The sequence below is a fragment of the Bacillus ectoiniformans genome, from assembly GCF_016908875.1.
GTDB classification, from domain to species: domain Bacteria; phylum Bacillota; class Bacilli; order Bacillales; family Domibacillaceae; genus Bacillus_BX; species Bacillus_BX ectoiniformans.
Map to the genome: position 1 here is coordinate 48,759 of NZ_JAFBES010000005.1, position 17,311 is coordinate 66,069.

15 protein-coding genes and 1 other annotated feature are annotated in these 17,311 nt (G+C 41.6%); of the genes, 14 read left to right on the plus strand and 1 reads right to left on the minus strand.

From position 1 onward, the window contains the following. Window positions 1-33 precede the first annotated feature (33 nt). The 13 genes from mdh to thrS all read left to right on the plus strand — a co-directional run bounded on the left by mdh (window position 34) and on the right by thrS (window position 16,040). Window positions 34-972 (plus strand): malate dehydrogenase, encoded by a 939-nt coding sequence (mdh, locus tag JOC78_RS08780; protein WP_204554274.1) that lies wholly within the window; start codon window positions 34-36, stop codon window positions 970-972. Window positions 973-1,141: 169 nt separating this feature from the next. After that, window positions 1,142-1,855 (plus strand): response regulator transcription factor, encoded by a 714-nt coding sequence (locus tag JOC78_RS08785; protein WP_204554276.1) that lies wholly within the window; start codon window positions 1,142-1,144, stop codon window positions 1,853-1,855. Beyond that, window positions 1,852-3,624, plus strand: coding sequence for a two-component system histidine kinase PnpS (pnpS, locus tag JOC78_RS08790; RefSeq protein ID WP_204554278.1), 1,773 nt, complete (start codon window positions 1,852-1,854; stop codon window positions 3,622-3,624). Before JOC78_RS08785 ends, pnpS begins: the two co-directional genes overlap by 4 nt. Window positions 3,625-3,879: 255 nt before the next feature. Next, window positions 3,880-6,516, plus strand: coding sequence for a DNA polymerase I (gene polA / locus JOC78_RS08795; RefSeq protein ID WP_420829931.1), 2,637 nt, complete (start codon window positions 3,880-3,882; stop codon window positions 6,514-6,516). Window positions 6,517-6,530: 14 nt separating this feature from the next. After that, a complete protein-coding gene (gene mutM, locus JOC78_RS08800) occupies window positions 6,531-7,361 on the plus strand; it encodes a DNA-formamidopyrimidine glycosylase (protein WP_204554282.1) in 831 nt (276 codons plus the stop codon). 74 nt (window positions 7,362-7,435) lie between these two features. Beyond that, window positions 7,436-8,068 carry a sporulation membrane protein YtaF gene (ytaF, locus tag JOC78_RS08805; protein ID WP_204554284.1) on the plus strand — a complete coding sequence of 211 codons (633 nt, stop codon included), beginning with the start codon at window positions 7,436-7,438 and terminating at the stop codon, window positions 8,066-8,068. An 18-nt stretch (window positions 8,069-8,086) separates the two neighbouring features. Beyond that, entirely contained in the window at window positions 8,087-8,689 is a 603-nt protein-coding gene (gene coaE, locus JOC78_RS08810) for a dephospho-CoA kinase (RefSeq protein ID WP_204554286.1), read from the plus strand. A gap of 211 nt (window positions 8,690-8,900) precedes the next feature. After that, window positions 8,901-9,929: a glyceraldehyde-3-phosphate dehydrogenase gene (locus JOC78_RS08815; protein WP_204554288.1), complete on the plus strand. Its 1,029-nt coding sequence runs from the start codon at window positions 8,901-8,903 to the stop codon at window positions 9,927-9,929. Between the two features lie 301 nt (window positions 9,930-10,230). After that, on the plus strand, window positions 10,231-10,608 hold the full coding sequence (gene speD / locus JOC78_RS08820) for an adenosylmethionine decarboxylase (protein WP_204554290.1): 378 nt from the start codon (window positions 10,231-10,233) through the stop codon (window positions 10,606-10,608). 153 nt (window positions 10,609-10,761) lie between these two features. Then, a complete protein-coding gene (gene nrdR / locus JOC78_RS08825; RefSeq protein ID WP_204554292.1) occupies window positions 10,762-11,223 on the plus strand; it encodes a transcriptional regulator NrdR in 462 nt (153 codons plus the stop codon). A 77-nt stretch (window positions 11,224-11,300) separates the two neighbouring features. Continuing rightward, entirely contained in the window at window positions 11,301-12,704 is a 1,404-nt protein-coding gene (locus JOC78_RS08830; RefSeq protein WP_204554294.1) for a replication initiation and membrane attachment family protein, read from the plus strand. Further along, entirely contained in the window at window positions 12,688-13,620 is a 933-nt protein-coding gene (dnaI, locus tag JOC78_RS08835; RefSeq protein WP_204554296.1) for a primosomal protein DnaI, read from the plus strand. Before JOC78_RS08830 ends, dnaI begins: the two co-directional genes overlap by 17 nt. 479 nt (window positions 13,621-14,099) lie before the next feature. Next, the gene (gene thrS / locus JOC78_RS08840) at window positions 14,100-16,040 is read left to right on the plus strand and encodes a threonine--tRNA ligase (RefSeq protein ID WP_204554298.1); all 1,941 of its coding nucleotides are present in this window, start codon (window positions 14,100-14,102) and stop codon (window positions 16,038-16,040) included. 498 nt (window positions 16,041-16,538) lie between these two features. On the opposite strand, the gene JOC78_RS08845 is transcribed toward thrS, so the two are convergent. Beyond that, entirely contained in the window at window positions 16,539-16,736 is a 198-nt protein-coding gene (locus JOC78_RS08845) for a hypothetical protein (protein ID WP_204554301.1), read from the minus strand. Then, window positions 16,560-16,695: a sequence feature (ribosomal protein L20 leader region), on the plus strand. (Overlaps the previous gene by 136 nt.) A 41-nt stretch (window positions 16,737-16,777) precedes the next feature. Between JOC78_RS08845 and infC the strand changes: the two genes are divergently transcribed. After that, window positions 16,778-17,299, plus strand: a complete 522-nt coding sequence (gene infC / locus JOC78_RS08850; RefSeq protein ID WP_204554672.1) for a translation initiation factor IF-3 — start codon at window positions 16,778-16,780, stop codon at window positions 17,297-17,299. Window positions 17,300-17,311: the final 12 nt, after the last annotated feature.

Genomic DNA, 17,311 nt, shown 5'->3' on the forward strand with positions numbered 1-17,311 from the left:
ATTTATTTACTAATAATCAGGAGGGGTTTTACAATGGCTTTAAAACGCAAAAAGATTTCTGTAATCGGCGGCGGATTTACTGGAGCAACAACAGCATTCCTTCTAGCTCAAAAGGAGCTTGGAGATGTAGTGCTTGTTGATATTCCTCAAGCAGAAGACCCGACAAAAGGCAAAGCGCTTGATATGCTTGAAGCAGGTCCTGTCCAAGGATTTGATGCAAACATTACAGGCACCTCCAGCTATGAAGATACAAAAGACTCTGATATCGTTATTATTACAGCAGGTATTGCACGCAAGCCTGGCATGAGCCGTGATGACCTTGTTCAAACGAATCAAAAAGTCATGAAGTCTGTTACTTCAGAAGTCGTAAAATATTCTCCTGATTGCTACATCTTAGTATTAACTAACCCGGTAGATGCAATGACATACACCGTATTTAAAGAATCAGGGTTTCCGAAAAATCGAGTCATTGGACAGTCCGGTGTGCTTGATTCTGCCCGGTTCCGTACTTTTATCGCGCAAGAATTAAACATGTCGGTTAAAGATATAACGGGCTTTGTTCTTGGCGGGCATGGAGATGACATGGTTCCTTTAGTGCGCTACTCTTATGCGGGAGGCATCCCTTTGGAAACACTTATTCCAAAGGAGCGTCTTGACGCCATTGTTGAACGTACTCGTAAAGGCGGAGGAGAAATTGTTGCTCTCCTTGGGAATGGGTCTGCGTACTACGCGCCGGCTGCATCTCTTGTGGAAATGGCAGAAGCCATTCTTAAAGACCAGCGCAGAGTTCTTCCTGCTATCGCTTATCTTGAAGGTGAGTATGGGTATGAAGGAATTTATCTCGGGGTGCCAACGATCCTTGGAGCAGACGGTATCGAACAAATTATCGAGCTGGAACTGACGGAAGATGAAAAAGCAGCTCTTCAAAAGTCTGCTGATTCCGTCCGTCAAGTGATGAACGTTCTTGCTTAGCATCGATCATTTTAACTCAAAACATCAGGCTATTTATAAGAAATAGCCTGATGTTTTTTTTATTTTTGACCCGGTTCGCCATTTTCCGCCTCCTTTTCTTTCCCATAGGTCATTGTTTTTTATATAATAGGAAAAGGGTTGATGAATCTATTTTTTTGGGAGGCTCTTTATGAGTAAGACTATTCTTGTTGTGGATGATGAACAATCCATCGTTACGTTAATTAAATATAACTTGGAGCAAGCAGGTTATCAGGTGATTTCTGCTGTTGATGGGGAAGAAGGCTTGCATAAAGCGGTGGAGGAATCTCCGGATCTGATCATACTTGATTGGATGCTGCCAGGACTCGACGGTATGGAAGTATGCAAAGAATTAAGACAGAGAAAAGTCAGTACGCCGATCTTAATGCTGACAGCTAAAGATGAAGAATTCGATAAAGTACTTGGACTTGAACTTGGTGCGGATGACTATATGACGAAGCCTTTTAGTCCTCGGGAATTGATTGCTCGGGTGAAAGCGATTCTGCGCAGACTTCAGAATATCCCAAAAGAAGAAGTGGAACTTCCTGAAGAAAAGTTTGTAGAAGTAGCTGAGTTAAAGATTTTTCCAGAACAGTATGAAGCTTATTTCCAATCCAACTTGCTTGAGTTGACACCGAAGGAATTTGAATTGCTGTTGTATTTGGTTGAAAACAAGGGACGGGTATTAACAAGAGATCAATTATTAAGCGCGGTTTGGAAATATGATTTTGCAGGCGATACACGCATTGTCGATGTGCATATTAGCCACCTTCGGGAAAAAATAGAATTAAATACGAGAAAGCCTTTATACATAAAAACCATCAGAGGCTTGGGCTATAAATTAGAGGAACCAAAACAGCTATGATCAAGTTTCGTACTCGGCTAGTCCTTGCCTTAATCTCACTCATTGTCATGGTGCTAATTGCACTGGGCATATTATTAGGCCAGCTATTTAAAGGGTACTATTTAAATGCGTTAAATGACCGTTTGGATAAAGAGACAACCGTTCTTGCTAAACAAATCAGTCTTACAGGCGGAATTGAAAAGCTGAACGATCAGCTGCTGCTTGATTGGAGCAAAGAGCTGAACGTTCGAATGTCCATTGCGGATTCCGCTGGAAATATAGTGATGGATAGCGGGGCAACAGAGAATTCTAATGTTTATAACCATGAAACAATTGTGAAAAGAATTGCTGCCTTAGATAAACCGTCTAACTATCAAAGTTCACTTGCCGCTAAGCTCGATGTTCAATATCATTGGAAAAAAATTATCACATCTCAAAAAGGGGAAGAGGGTTTCTTAATCATCAGTACGAGGGTTAAAGTGCTTGATCATATATATAGTCAAATATGGATGATCTTGCTGCTGTCTCTTGGGGCTTCTCTTATTTTAATTATTTTGTTCGGTACGAAAATTACCAATCGCTATACGAGGCCCATCGAGTCAGCGACCAAAGTAGCCATTGAACTCGCAAAAGGCAATTACAAGGCGAGAACATATGAAATTCCGCCGGATGAAGTGGGTGTGCTGAACACGTCGATTAATATTTTAGCCCGAAATCTTCAAGAAATGATGCAGGCGCAAGAAGTTCATCACAACCGTCTGACAACCATTATTGAAAATATTGAGAGTGGCCTTTTGCTCATCGATGATCGCGGATTTATTGTTATGGTCAATCAGTCGCTAAAGAATCTCTTCCATGTTAAGAATGAACGTCTGATAAAAAAGCGATATCATGAAGTTTTACGGCATAAGGAAGTAATTGAAATTATCGAAGAAGTATTTATGACAGAGAACAATGTCCGTAAACAGCTTGTGCTGCCTTTATCTATTGAGCGAAAGCATTTTGAAATATCAGGAGCTCCCATTATTGGCACGAACGATGAGTGGAAGGGGATATTAATTGTCTTTCATGATATCACTGAAATCAAACACCTTGAACAAATGCGGAAAGACTTTGTGGCAAATGTCTCGCACGAGCTGAAAACGCCGATTACTTCTATTAAAGGATTTACGGAAACCCTGCTTGATGGAGCGAAGGCGGACCCAGAAGCATTAGAAATGTTTTTGACGATCATTTCTAAAGAAAGTGAACGAATGGAAACGCTCGTGATGGATTTATTGGAATTGTCGAAGATTGAACAAAAAGGCATGGTGCTCTCCCTCAATCAAGTAAATATAGAGGAATTGATTGAAGATATTCTTCCAACCTTGGAGAAGAGGCTGGAGAATAAGCGGATGAATGTAACTGTAGATCTTAAGGGTGACCTCACAATTACAGGGGATCTTTACAGGTTAAAACAAGTGTTTTTAAACTTAATCACCAATGCGATCCTTTATACGCAGCAGGAAGGAAGCATTCGCATAACCGGTTACGAAGAAAAAGGCTATGCAGTGATTGAAGTCTCAGACAATGGAATTGGTATAGCTGAAGAAGAGGTGCCAAGAATCTTTGAACGGTTTTATCGCGTGGATAAAGCGAGAAGCAGAAACTCTGGCGGTACAGGCCTTGGTTTGGCCATTGTCAAACACATTATCGAAGCTCACCGCGGAAAAATATACGTCCGCAGCCAGTTAAATGAAGGGACGACATTTGTCGTGAAATTGAGAAAAGAACTAGAAAAATCTAGTTGAAAAGTGTAAAGGTGGTATGTTTACAAACTATTTATGTTTCCTTAATACTGCCTTTATAATCTTCATATAAGATAGTAAGCATCAACCCCTTACTTCTTCAGCTGTTTTAGCAGAGGGGCAATGTTTGCCCCTCCCTTTTTTTAAAACCATTGCTGCAGAGGATAAGCAAGGCCGTTATTTTCTTTTTCCATTCTAAGCGTGTTAGAATAGATAAAGAAAATAGCGGCTTTTTTATTACCACTCCAAGGGGAGATGTTGTCATTGAAGAAAAAATTAGTGTTAATTGATGGAAATAGCATTGCGTATCGGGCCTTTTTTGCCTTACCTTTATTAAATAATGAAAAGGGTGTTCATACGAACGCAGTGTACGGTTTTACGATGATGTTAATGAAAGTCATGGAAGAGGAAAAGCCAACCCATTTACTTGTCGCTTTTGATGCAGGGAAAACGACTTTTCGACACCAGACATTTAAAGAATATAAAGGCGGACGCCAAAAAACTCCACCTGAACTATCAGAACAATTTCCTTATATTCGAGAGTTATTGAAAAACTATCGCATTCCTCAATTTGAACTTGAGAACTATGAAGCGGATGATATTATCGGAACGCTTGCTTTACAGGCTGAACAGGAAGGCTATGAAGTGAAGGTGTTCTCCGGTGATAAGGATTTAACCCAATTGAGTTCTGAGACGACGACTGTGTGTATTACTCGTAAAGGAATTACAGATATCGAAGTTTATACACCTGAACATATTCAAGAAAAATACGGACTCACCCCCTCGCAGATCATTGATATGAAAGGACTGATGGGGGATTCCTCAGATAATATTCCTGGCGTTCCCGGTGTAGGAGAAAAAACAGCCATTAAACTGCTGAAACAATTTTCCACGCTTGAAACATTGCTGGAATCGATTGATGAAGTCAGCGGCAAGAAATTAAAAGAGAAGCTGGAAGAGTTTAAAGATCAAGCAGTATTAAGTAAAGAACTGGCAACGATTTTGCGTGAAGTGCCGATGGATATGACTGTCGACAGTCTGGCTTATGATGGTCCTGATCAAGACAAGGTCTACCATCTGTTTAAAGAGCTTGGGTTTAATTCTCTGCTGGATAAAATGGAGAAGCCTGAAGGAGAAGTCGAAGAAGCGCATACCGCAGTGGAATACGAGACTGTGTCAGAACTGGACGACTCTATGCTTCCTGCTCATTCAAGCTTCTATTTAGAAATGATTGCAGACAACTATCATCAGGCCGATGTTCCGGGGGTAGCCATTTCTACTGAAGAGAAAACTTTTTTCGTTTCGGCGGAAAGTGCTTTTCAAAGTCCTGCCTTTAAGGCATGGGCAGAGAACCCTGATATGAAAAAATCGGTTTATGATGCGAAGCGGACCATCGTCGGGCTTAGAAGACAAGGCATTGAACTTCAAGGAATTGACTTTGACCTATTGCTTGCTTCTTATTTAATTAACCCATCGGAATCTCCAGAAGATTTCTCAGCAGTTGCTAAGCTTCACGGAGTGCGAAATATTCAGTCTGATGAAGCTGTTTATGCGAAAGGCGCCAAACGGAAACTGCCGGAAGAAGCTATTTATGCAGAACATATCTCTGCCAAAGCCCAGGCCTTGCAGTCTTTAAAAGAAACTTGCTTAAAAGAACTCGAGGAAAACGGGCAGTTAGAACTTTTTAATGAACTCGAACTTCCGCTTGCCATCATCTTAGCTGATATGGAATCTGTGGGCGTAAGTGTGGACGTAGAAAGGCTGAAACAGATGGGCGAGGAGTTGAAGAAACAGCTCTCCGTCATTGAAAAAACCATTCATGAACTAGCTGGAGAAGAATTTAATATTAATTCACCAAAGCAGTTAGGGGTTATTTTATTTGAGAAGCTTGGACTGCCGCCGGTTAAGAAGACGAAGACAGGATTCTCCACTTCTGCGGATGTACTGGAAAAGCTGGCTCCGCAGCACGAAATTGTGGAACATATTCTGCACTACCGCCAATTAGGAAAGCTTCAGTCCACCTATATCGAAGGATTATTAAAAGTGGTCGATCAAGATACTCATAAGATTCATACCCGTTTTAATCAAGTGCTCACGCAGACGGGACGTTTAAGTTCTATTGAACCTAACTTGCAAAATATCCCGATTCGTCTTGAAGAGGGACGGAAAATCCGCCAAGCGTTCGTGCCATCTAAAGAGGGTTCGGTCATATTCGCGGCAGATTATTCTCAAATTGAATTGCGTGTTCTTGCTCATATCTCAGACGATGCTAAGCTAATCGATGCCTTTCACCAGGATCTCGATATTCATACAGCGACGGCAATGGATGTGTTCCATGTGTCAAAGGAAGAAGTGACAGCGAATATGCGGCGTCAAGCGAAAGCGGTCAACTTTGGAATCGTATATGGAATCAGTGACTATGGGCTGTCCCAAAGCCTTGGGATTACAAGAAAAGATGCCGGTAAGTTTATCGAACGATACTTAGAGTCCTATCCGGGTGTAAAAGAATATATGGATGACATTATTCAAGAAGCAAAACAAAAAGGATACGTCACAACATTGCTGCAGCGGAGACGCTATATTCCTGAAATCACAAGCCGTAATTTCAACTTAAGGGGATTTGGAGAAAGAACAGCAATGAATACGCCGATTCAGGGAAGTGCGGCAGATATTATTAAGAAGGCGATGATCGATGCTGCTGAACGGTTAGAGCAGGAGAATCTGCAGTCGACTTTGCTTCTGCAAGTGCACGATGAATTAATATTTGAAGTGCCAGAAGAAGAAATTGAGATCATGAAAAAGCTGGTGCCAGAAGTGATGGAACAAGCTGTTGAATTAAAGGTTCCATTAAAAGTAGATTACTCATTCGGCCCGACTTGGTATGATGCAAAGTAAAAGGAGGGACATTCATGCCGGAACTGCCAGAGGTTGAAACGGTTCGCCGGACGCTCGAACAGCTAGTCATCGGAAAGACGGTTGCTGGCGTGGAGATTCGATGGCCGAATATAATTAAAAAGCCCGAACCGACTGATCAATTTACCGATGCTCTAATAGGCGAGACGATCCGCGGAGTGCAAAGAAGAGGGAAATTTTTAATTTTTGAACTTGATCGTTATAACTTGGTCTCCCATCTGCGAATGGAGGGAAAATACAGAGTTCATGATCAAGGAGAGGAAGAAGAGCCGCATACCCATGTCATCTTCAAGTTTAGTGATGGAACGGAACTAAGGTATCGGGACGTGCGCAAGTTCGGCACCATGCATTTATTTTTGAGCGGCGAAGAGCTGGGTTCGCTTCCTTTGTCCCAGCTTGGACCCGAACCATTCTCAGAAGAGTTCACAGTTGAGTATATGCAAGAAAAGCTGATGAAAACCCAGCGACCAATCAAAGCTGTTTTATTAGATCAAACCGTATTTGTCGGTCTCGGCAATATATATGTGGATGAAGCCTTGTTCCGCTCAGGTATTCACCCTCTCAAAAAAGCTAATTCACTTCATCCTGAAGAACTTGTCCGCCTGCACAAAGAGGTAGTGGCGACTCTTTTGGAGGCTGTAGAAAAAGGCGGAAGCACGATCCGATCCTATCTAAACGGCCAAGGGCAAATCGGGACGTTTCAAGAAGCTCTGTTTGTATATGGCCGGACGGGAGAACCTTGCAAAATTTGCGGACAGCCGATCGAAAAGATGAAAGCTGCAGGAAGAGGCACGCATGTGTGCCCGTCTTGCCAGCCTTTGACTTAAAGCATGATCAGAGAACACTCTGCAGAATCTTCCATATACTATCGTAATTAGATAGGTAAGGAAGGAGCAGTTGTATGAGTGTGTACCCTTCATTATTCATGCTTGCTGCAGCTGTCAGCCTTGATAGCTTCAGTACAGGTCTTGCTTACGGATTTAAGAAATTAAAGCTGCCTGTTAAATCTTCCGTTATTCTTTCTCTCTGCTCAGCAGGCTCTCTGCTTATAGCGATGGCAGCAGGGCATTTGATTAGCCGCTTTTTAGATGAAAGCTTTGCAGAACGGTTAGGCGGCTTTATCTTAATTGCGCTAGGTGTATGGGTGCTATGGCAGTTTTTTCATGAAGGCAAGCAAGAGAAAACGATGGAAGAAAAGCGTCTTATTCAATTAGAGATTAAAAGTTTAGGTGTCGTTATTCAAATATTAAAAAGACCAGCGGATGCTGATTTGGACTCATCAGGAACGATAACGGGGATTGAAGCATTACTCTTAGGTCTTGCCCTGTCTCTCGACGCATTTGGTGCAGGTATCGGTGCTGCAATGCTCGGCTACTCACCCCTATTGCTTGCTTCAGCGGTGGCTATCATGAATTTGCTTTTTGTCAGCGGGGGACTGTGGTGCGGCCGTGTGTTCGCCCATGTAAAATGGATGCAGCGAATGGCATTTTTTCCTGGAATCTTATTAATTGTGATCGGAATGATGAAATTTTAATTAAGGCAGGTATCACTTATGGCAGCAATTATTGGACTCACAGGTGGAATTGCGAGCGGCAAAAGTACGGTCAGTGCGCTGCTTGCTGAACGTGGATATGTTATCGTAGATGCAGATGTAGCGGCACGTGCCGCAGTTGAACCCGGAACGCCGGCACTTCAAAAGATTGTGGAAGAGTTTGGTCAAGAGGTGCTCTTAGGTGACGGGTCACTTGACCGGGGGAAATTAGGAGAAATTATTTTTCATCAGGAAGATAAGCGGAAAGTATTGAACGGTATTGTGCATCCAGCTGTTCGGACATTTATGCTTGAGGCAAAAGATACAGCGATTGAAAGCGGACATCAGACAGTGATTATGGATATTCCGCTTTTATTTGAAAGTGATCTATTGTGGATGGTGGAAAAAGTGATTGTTGTCTTCATTGACGAAGAAACGCAGCTCCAACGATTAATGAACCGAAATGCGCTTGATGAGAGGGCGGCTAAAGCGCGTATTGCCTCACAAATGGCATTAATTGAAAAGGCGAAAAGAGCAGACTGGGTTATTGATAACAATGGTTCAATTGAAGAAACAGAGCGGCAGTTAAGCCAGTTGATTGATAACTGGAAGCTCGTTCCATAATGAGAGAGCGGACTCGATTTACTCGAGTCCGCATTTTTTATTTATCGTAACCTTTATATGGGAAAACTAGCAATTAAAGCTTGTACAATTCAGAAAAATTAAACTTTTATAAATGCCTATTTTATTGTTCCATTAAAAATTAATTATGTTATACTAATCACAGGAAAAAAACAATAAGTATAACATTTATTGATATAGGAGGAACCGATATATGAAGGCGAAAGTAGCAATTAACGGGTTTGGCCGTATCGGAAGAATGGTATTTCGTAAAGCGATTTTAGAGGAAGGGCTGGACATTGTTGCAATTAACGCAAGCTACCCGGCTGAAACACTTGCTCACTTAATTAAGTATGACACAAACCATGGAAAGTTTGAAGGAGACGTGCAAACGGAAGAGAATGCACTGATCGTAAATGGAAAACGCGTTCAATTATTAAGCAGTCGTGATCCTCTAGAGCTTCCTTGGAAAGAACTTAATATAGATATTGTCATCGAAGCAACAGGTAAGTTCAATGCCCGTGATAAAGCTGCTCTTCATATTGAGGCCGGCGCTAAGAAAGTAGTCTTAACAGCTCCTGGTAAGAACGAAGATGTAACGATCGTTATGGGAGTAAATGAAAGCGATTTAAATGTTGAAGAACATGAAGTTATTTCAAACGCTTCTTGTACAACAAACTGTTTAGCGCCAGTTGCTAAAGTGCTTAATGAAACATTTGGCATTGACAATGGTTTAATGACAACTGTTCATGCGTACACAAATGATCAAAAGAATATTGATAACCCTCATAAGGATTTGCGCCGTGCCCGTGCATGCGCTCAATCAATTATTCCGACATCAACAGGTGCTGCTAAGGCCCTTTCACTTGTTCTTCCGCAGCTAAAAGGCAAGCTGCACGGCATGTCATTGCGTGTGCCAACATCTAACGTGTCTCTAGTTGACCTTGTTGTTGACTTAAACCGTGAAGTAACAGTTGACGAAGTGAATGATGCATTAATCAAAGCTTCTGAAGGCTCTCTTAAAGGAATTTTAGATTTCACAACAGAACCGCTAGTATCGGTTGACTTTAATACAAACCCTCATTCTTCCATTGTCGATGGTTTATCAACGATCGTGATGAGTGGAACGAAGGTAAAAGTTCTTGCTTGGTATGATAACGAGTGGGGCTATTCTTGCCGCGTAGTTGATCTAGTAAACTATGTAGCAGAAGAAATGAAAAAAAAAATTGAAGTAGCTGTTTAACTCTTTTGCGCTTAGAATGACCCGTACCCTTTAAAAACCTGCCTCCCCGGCGGGTTTTTTTGTGGGTCAAAAGTATGCGAATGCAGCAGGAGATTCGAATCAAAAATAAAGTTTGGTAAATTAATAAACTTTTTTAAATTGTAGGTTGCAAAATATTTTTAATCGAAGTATACTATTTTTCGTGAAACAAAATAGCTGCTTAAAGGGTTAGGACCTTTTCAGACTAACTTTCCCCCGTGGCAGTTATAACTTTTACAACTCGTTCTTAAAAATTTAAACTTGTAAAAGGGGGAAACGATCAATGGAAACTATGGGTCGTCATGTAATATCAGAACTTTGGGGCTGTAATTTTGACAAATTAAATGATATGGAAGTTATTGAAAAAATCTTTGTAGATGCTGCACTTAAATCAGGTGCTGAAATTCGCGAAGTAGCTTTTCATAAATTTGCTCCACAAGGTGTCAGCGGAGTTGTAATCATTTCTGAATCTCATTTAACTATTCACAGCTTTCCGGAACATGGTTATGCAAGCATCGATGTTTATACTTGCGGCCATTTAGATCCGAATGTAGCAGCCAACCACATTGCAGAGGCTCTTGAGGCAGAAACACGCGAAACGATTGAAATGCCTCGCGGTATGGGACCTGTCCACGCTAAACAGCCTGTAGCAAGCTTATAATACAAACAACCGGGATGCATGTTTTACATGCGTCCCTTTCTTTTTGCCTATATTTTATACATAATGAAAGCCCTTCATAACGGCTTCAGCTTGTGCATTTCTGTGCTTTTTTATATGATGAAGGTAATATAATAGAGAATCGGAGTTGATGGAATGAAATGTCCTGCGTGTCAGCATAATGGAACGCGTGTGATTGACTCAAGACCGGTAGACGAAGGTCGTTCCATTCGCCGGCGAAGAGAATGTGAAGAGTGTTCCTATAGATTCACAACGTTTGAGAAGGTAGAGGATCTGCCTTTAATCGTTGTCAAGAAGGAAGGAATGAGAGAAGAGTTTAATCGCGATAAAATGCTTCGAGGGCTCGTTAAGGCTTGTGAAAAGCGCCCCGTGTCACTAGATCAGCTTGAAGATATCGCAATCTCTGTCGAAAAAAATATCCGCAGTCAAGGAATATCTGAGATTCAGTCCGATCAAATCGGTGAGATGGTCATGGATCAGCTTTCTGGAGTAGACGAAGTGGCCTATGTCCGTTTCGCTTCTGTCTATCGCCAATTTAAGGATATCAACGTATTTTTGGATGAACTAAAGGAATTAATCAAGAAAGAAAATGGATAAGCTGGAGGACGAAACGGCTCTCTGGCTTTTTCGTATTCATCACCATTAGATTCACCATGAAAGGTAAGAGGCCGAGAATGAAAAAACATTGGAATGAAATACAGCCTGTTGACTTGTATACGACGTCGCTGCAAGGCGTACTTCATGAAACAGACCGTAAAATTTTAACGCTATTATATCAGCCGCTGATTGGTGCGAAATGTTTTAGTTTATATATGACACTCTGGGCTGAGGTGGAAGAAAACCGGCTGAGATCCAGTGGTTCAAGCCACTATCATTTAATGAATTTCATGGACATTAACATACAAGAAATTTATGAAGAACGCATGAAACTTGAAGGGCTTGGCCTGTTAAAAAGCTACGTAAAAAAACACGGAGACAGCCGTGAGTTTGTCTACGTTTTGCAGCCGCCTTTAACGCCAGAACAGTTTTTTAATGACGGGATGCTGAACATTTTCTTATATAGAAAAATCGGCCGTGCCCATTTTTTGAGACTGAAGGAATTCTTTATGGATGATCAAGTGATTACTAATGAGCATCAGGAAATTACGAAAGACTTCCAGGATGTATTTACCACAGGTTCACTAATGGATCAAGAAGCGATGGAAAGCAGTACCACGCCAGAGGGTAAACGTTTGATGAAAACAGCGGAAAACAGCGGATTACCCTTGAATAGCGAAGAATTCAATTTCAGTTTGCTTGAAAGCTCCTTAAGAGGGGTAATGATTCCAAAACAAGTACTGACGAAACCTGTTAGGGAAACGATTCTTAAGCTATCTCATTTATACGGAATTCAGGCGCTCGAAATGAAGAATTTGTTGCTGACGGCTGTGGATGAGCAAGATGAAATTGACCTTGAACTATTAAGAAAATCAGCACGGGACTGGTATCAGCTTGAAATGAATGAAGAACTGCCTGAACTCATCAATCGTGTGCAGCCGGCTGCTCTTCGTTCTGTATCGGATGCGCCGCAGACGAAAGAAGAGGAATTAATCTTCTATCTTGAAACGACGTCCCCAAGACAGCTGCTGATCGATATTTCAGGAAGCCAGCCTTCTCAATCAGACATGAAGATTATTGAAGGGATTTTATTTCAGTATAAGCTTTCGGCAGGGGTTACTAATGTTCTCATTCAATATGTTATGCTGAAAACAGACATGAAATTGACGAAGAGCTATGTGGAAAAAATCGCCTCCCACTGGGCACGCAAGCAAGTGAAAACGGTTAGTGATGCGATGGAACTGGCTAAGAGCGAGCACAGGCAATATTTAGAATGGGCCGAGAACAAAGACAAGCCGAAACGGAGAAAGTCCATACGTAAAGAGAAATTGCCTGAGTGGTTTCAAAAGGAAGAAGATCCAGCTCCTAGTTCTTCCACAGAAGATGAAGACTTTGAAAAAGAAAGACAGCTGCTTGAAGCGGAGTTAAAAGGAACCCGTAAAAAGGAAGGGGAGGTGAGCAGAGATGGAAAGGATCAATGATACGATCAAGAAAATGACAGGATCACAAAGCTTTCAGAAACAATATGAACAGCTGAAAAACGAAGTGTTAAGTGATCCGGCTGTCCGCGTGTTTTTAGAAAAGCATAAGGACGAAATCTCACCGTCTGCATTAGAAAAAAACTTAATGAAACTCTATGAATTTAAATCGCAAAGCCACAACTGCGAAGATTGCCCGAATCTAAACGGCTGCATTAATGTCATGCAGGGGTTTGAACCGTCACTTGTATGGCGGAGAGGCGGCATCGATATTGATTACCATCAATGTCCTCGGAAAATTCGGGATGATGAAAAACGAAAAAATGAAAAGCACGTCCAAAGCATCTATGTGCCGAAAGACATTCTCGAGGCTAAATTTGAAAATATTGAACTTGATAACCGCAGCCGCCTAGACGCGGTGAAAGCGGCGAAGCAGTTTGTGGATAAATATGAAAGCAAAGAAAAAGTAAAAGGCTTATATATTTGCGGTTCATTTGGCGTCGGCAAGTCGTATTTGCTTGGAGCGATTGCGAATGAACTGGCAGATAAGCATATCAATTCTCTGATTGTGTATTTCCCTGAATTTGTCCGGGAAATGAAACAGTCACTAAATGATCATTCGATGAATGGAAAGCTTGAAGTCGTCAAGAATGCTCAAATCTTGATGATCGATGACATTGGTGCTGAAACGATGTCAAGCTGGATGAGGGACGATATCTTAGGCACTATTCTACAATATCGGATGCTTGAAGGACTGCCGACTTTCTTTACCTCTAATTTCGATTACAAGAATTTGCAGCACCACCTTACCTACTCTCAGCGAGGGGAAGAAGAGGAATTGAAGGCGGCGCGTGTGATGGAAAGAATCAAATATTTAACGGTGCCTGTTGAAATGAAAGGAACCAATCGACGCCGATAATTTTATGAACAGCCTATTGATTTTCGTGTAAGTTACCCATATAATACCTTTATACATTTTAATCAAGCTTATAAGTATGGATAAGGACATGAGTTTTCTTTTACGGTTTCCAGAGAGGGAGAGCAAGGCTGAAACTTTCCCAACACGAAAAGATCACTTACCGCCTTTGAACTTCGGCCGTGAAAGCAATGCGAGTAATGGACCGACGGCAGCAGCCGTTATCTGAACTGGAGATTCAGCAGGATTCTTATGCTGAAAAGTAGGGTGGAATCGCGATCAAACCTCGTCCCTTCATTTATTTGAAGAGACGGGGTTTTTTGTATTGAAAAGCAAATCCCGCTGTTCAGGAGCGAAAGGCAAATAGGCAGGCAGCAAAAGTTCGCTCTTTGCCAGTTCGATCGCAATGGTTTCTACTCGCGACCACGAAGACCAAGCCGTTTTTCAGAGGAGACAAACAAAAACTTAAAGGAGTGGACAGAATGTCTGATATGTTAAAAATGCAATTTCCAGATGGTTCAGTGAAGGAGTTTCCTAAAGGAACAACGACTGAAGATATAGCAGCATCCATTAGCCCAGGACTAAAAAAGAAAGCATTAGCTGGAAAATTAGATGGGCAAATGATTGATTTACGTACACCAATTGAAGCGGATGGCAGCATTGAAATTGTTACGGCTGGCAGCGATGAAGCATTAGAAATTTTACGCCATAGTACAGCTCACTTAATGGCACAGGCGATCAAACGCATTTATGGTCAAGATAACGTGAAGCTAGGAGTTGGTCCTGTTATTGAAGGCGGATTTTATTACGATATCGATGTAGAAGAGTCGATTACGCCTGAAGATTTGCCAAAGATCGAAAAAGAAATGAAAAAACTGATTGGTGAAAACTTAGAAGTCGTGCGCAAAGAAGTCAGCCGTAATGAAGCGAAAGAGATCTACACTGAAATTGGCGACGAGTATAAGCTGGAACTAATTGATGCGATTCCTGAAGACGAAACAGTAACTATGTATGAGCAAGGTGAGTTTTTTGACCTATGCCGCGGTGTTCACGTGCCGTCAACGAACAAACTAAAAGAATTCAAACTGTTAAGTATTGCCGGAGCTTACTGGAGAGGCAACAGCGATAATAAAATGCTTCAGCGTATTTACGGTACAGCGTTCTTCAAAAAAGAAGAACTGGATCAGCACTTGAAAATGCTTGAAGAAGCAAAAGAGCGTGATCACCGTAAAATCGGTAAAGAACTGAATTTATTCATGAACTCGCAAAAAGTAGGGCAGGGTCTTCCGATGTGGCTTCCAAAAGGAGCAACGATTCGCCGAATTGTTGAGCGTTATATCGTTGATAAAGAGGTTAGCCTTGGCTACGATCATGTGTACACACCGGTAATGGGAAGCGTGGATTTATATAAAACAAGCGGACACTGGGAGCACTATCAAGAGAACATGTTCCCAGTAATGGACATGGATAATGAGCAGCTAGTGCTTCGTCCGATGAACTGTCCGCACCATATGATGATTTATAAAAACGGCATCCATTCTTATCGTCAGCTGCCAATTCGCATTGCGGAGCTTGGAACGATGCACCGTTATGAAATGTCAGGCGCCTTATCTGGACTTCAGCGTGTGCGCGGCATGACTCTAAATGATGCACATATCTTTGTTCGTCCGGATCAAATCAAAGATGAGTTCAAACGTGTGGTTCAGCTGGTTCAAGAAGTATACAAAGACTTTGATTTAAACGATTATTCATTCCGCGTATCTTACCGTGACCCTCAAGATACAGAGAAATATTTTGATGATGATGAAATGTGGAATAAAGCTCAAGGTATGTTGAAAGAAGCAATGGATGAGCTTGGCCTTGAGTACTATGAAGCGGAAGGCGAAGCGGCGTTTTATGGTCCTAAGCTGGACGTGCAAGTGAAAACAGCACTTGGAAAAGAAGAGACACTGTCCACTGTACAGCTGGATTTCTTATTGCCAGAGCGCTTTGATTTAACTTATGTTGGAGAAGACGGCAAGCCGCATCGCCCAGTTGTCATTCACCGCGGCGTTGTATCGACAATGGAGCGTTTTGTTGCTTTCTTAATTGAAGAGTACAAAGGAGCGTTCCCGACATGGCTTGCCCCTGTACAAGTACAAGTGATCCCAGTTTCAGCTGACGTTCACTTCGATTACGCGAAAGAAGTGCAGGATGAACTGAAGAAAGCAGGCATCCGTGCGGAACTTGATGGCCGTGAAGAAAAGATCGGCTACAAAATCCGTGAAGCGCAAATGCAGAAAACACCTTACATGCTTGTTGTTGGTGATAAAGAAATTGAAAACAAATCCGTCAACGTCCGTAAATACGGTGAGCAGAAATCAGAAACGATCGCATTTGCTGATTTCCTAGAACTTATCAAAAAGGAAGCAAAAAGAGGATAAGAGGATAAGACGAAAACTCCCGGCCGGAAACTTAGGTCTGGGAGCTTTTTCTATGACCATAACTGTTGGGAGCGTGGTTATTTAGGCAGTTGCTGATAAAGTGTTCAAAGTTGCTGATAAATCCCAAAAGTTGCCGATAAAGTGTTCGAAGTTGCTGATAAATCTTAAAAGTCGCTGATATACTACTCCAAGTTACCGATAACTCCAAAAATTGCTGGTACTCTCAGGGAAAAAGCCTATTTGCCCTTCACACCTAAGCAAACGGCTTTTGCTTTTCTTGGTGTCTAGCAAAACGGGCTAGGAGCTCGGGTCAAAAGATCAAATAACCTAAAGGCATAAAACGCCTTTTGGTTATTTGCCTATTTGCCAGTCGCTCCTGAACAGCCCATTTTGCTTTTCTAATAAAAAAAGGTTGCTTATTTTTTTTAGCTTTGATATGATTGTTTTTGTTGATTGATTGCAATTGATTGACGAAAAAAATTGATTGTGATATATTTACTAAGGTGAATAGAATACACTATATAAAAGCAGAAGCACCCGCTTCTCACCTGATTGACGCGCCAGGCAGTTGGCAGGTTTGAATGTAATAATTAATAGTCCTTGATGGCTGTTTTTTAATGCGGGTATGCTTACATACCCGCATTTTTTATTGTGATCTGCGACTGTCTGGCCGTCAATGTTGAATAATGTATTCATTAATAGAAAACTTGTTTTCTAAAAAACCTTGGAGGTGGCTAATTATTAGCAAAGACATGTTCGTAAACGAGGGTATTCGTGCCCGTGAAGTGCGTCTAATCGACCAAAATGGAGAGCAGCTTGGAATTAAGTCTAAAAACGAAGCGCTTGAAATTGCTGCACGCGTCAATCTTGATCTTGTGCTTGTTGCCGCAAATGCGAAACCGCCAGTAGCACGCATTATGGACTACGGTAAATTCAAGTTTGAACAGCAGAAGAAAGAGAAAGAAGCTCGTAAAAACCAAAAGATCATTAATCTGAAAGAAGTTCGTCTTAGCCCGACGATCGAAGAGCATGATTTTAATACTAAACTTCGCAATGCAATCAAGTTTCTTGAAAAGGGAGATAAAGTGAAAGCTTCAATCCGTTTCAAGGGACGTGCAATTACTCATAAAGAGATTGGCCAACGAGTATTAGATCGTTTTTCAAAAGCTTGTGAGGAAGTGGCTACTGTCGAAACGAAGCCAAAAATGGACGGACGCAGTATGTTCTTAGTATTAGCACCTAAAAATGAAAAGCAATAAAAGTTTGAGGAG

Excerpts from the sequence above, each read along its gene's own strand:
- mdh (WP_204554274.1), top strand. The coding sequence starts at position 34 with ATGGCTTTAAAACGCAAAAAGATTTCTGTAATCGGCGGCGGATTTACT.
- JOC78_RS08785 (WP_204554276.1), top strand. The coding sequence starts at position 1,142 with ATGAGTAAGACTATTCTTGTTGTGGATGATGAACAATCCATCGTTACG.
- pnpS (WP_204554278.1), top strand. The coding sequence starts at position 1,852 with ATGATCAAGTTTCGTACTCGGCTAGTCCTTGCCTTAATCTCACTCATT.
- mutM (WP_204554282.1), top strand. The coding sequence starts at position 6,531 with ATGCCGGAACTGCCAGAGGTTGAAACGGTTCGCCGGACGCTCGAACAG.
- ytaF (WP_204554284.1), top strand. The coding sequence starts at position 7,436 with ATGAGTGTGTACCCTTCATTATTCATGCTTGCTGCAGCTGTCAGCCTT.
- coaE (WP_204554286.1), top strand. The coding sequence starts at position 8,087 with ATGGCAGCAATTATTGGACTCACAGGTGGAATTGCGAGCGGCAAAAGT.
- JOC78_RS08815 (WP_204554288.1), top strand. The coding sequence starts at position 8,901 with ATGAAGGCGAAAGTAGCAATTAACGGGTTTGGCCGTATCGGAAGAATG.
- speD (WP_204554290.1), top strand. The coding sequence starts at position 10,231 with ATGGAAACTATGGGTCGTCATGTAATATCAGAACTTTGGGGCTGTAAT.
- nrdR (WP_204554292.1), top strand. The coding sequence starts at position 10,762 with ATGAAATGTCCTGCGTGTCAGCATAATGGAACGCGTGTGATTGACTCA.
- JOC78_RS08830 (WP_204554294.1), top strand. The coding sequence starts at position 11,301 with ATGAAAAAACATTGGAATGAAATACAGCCTGTTGACTTGTATACGACG.
- dnaI (WP_204554296.1), top strand. The coding sequence starts at position 12,688 with ATGGAAAGGATCAATGATACGATCAAGAAAATGACAGGATCACAAAGC.
- thrS (WP_204554298.1), top strand. The coding sequence starts at position 14,100 with ATGTCTGATATGTTAAAAATGCAATTTCCAGATGGTTCAGTGAAGGAG.
- JOC78_RS08845 (WP_204554301.1), bottom strand. The coding sequence starts at position 16,736 with ATGAATACATTATTCAACATTGACGGCCAGACAGTCGCAGATCACAAT.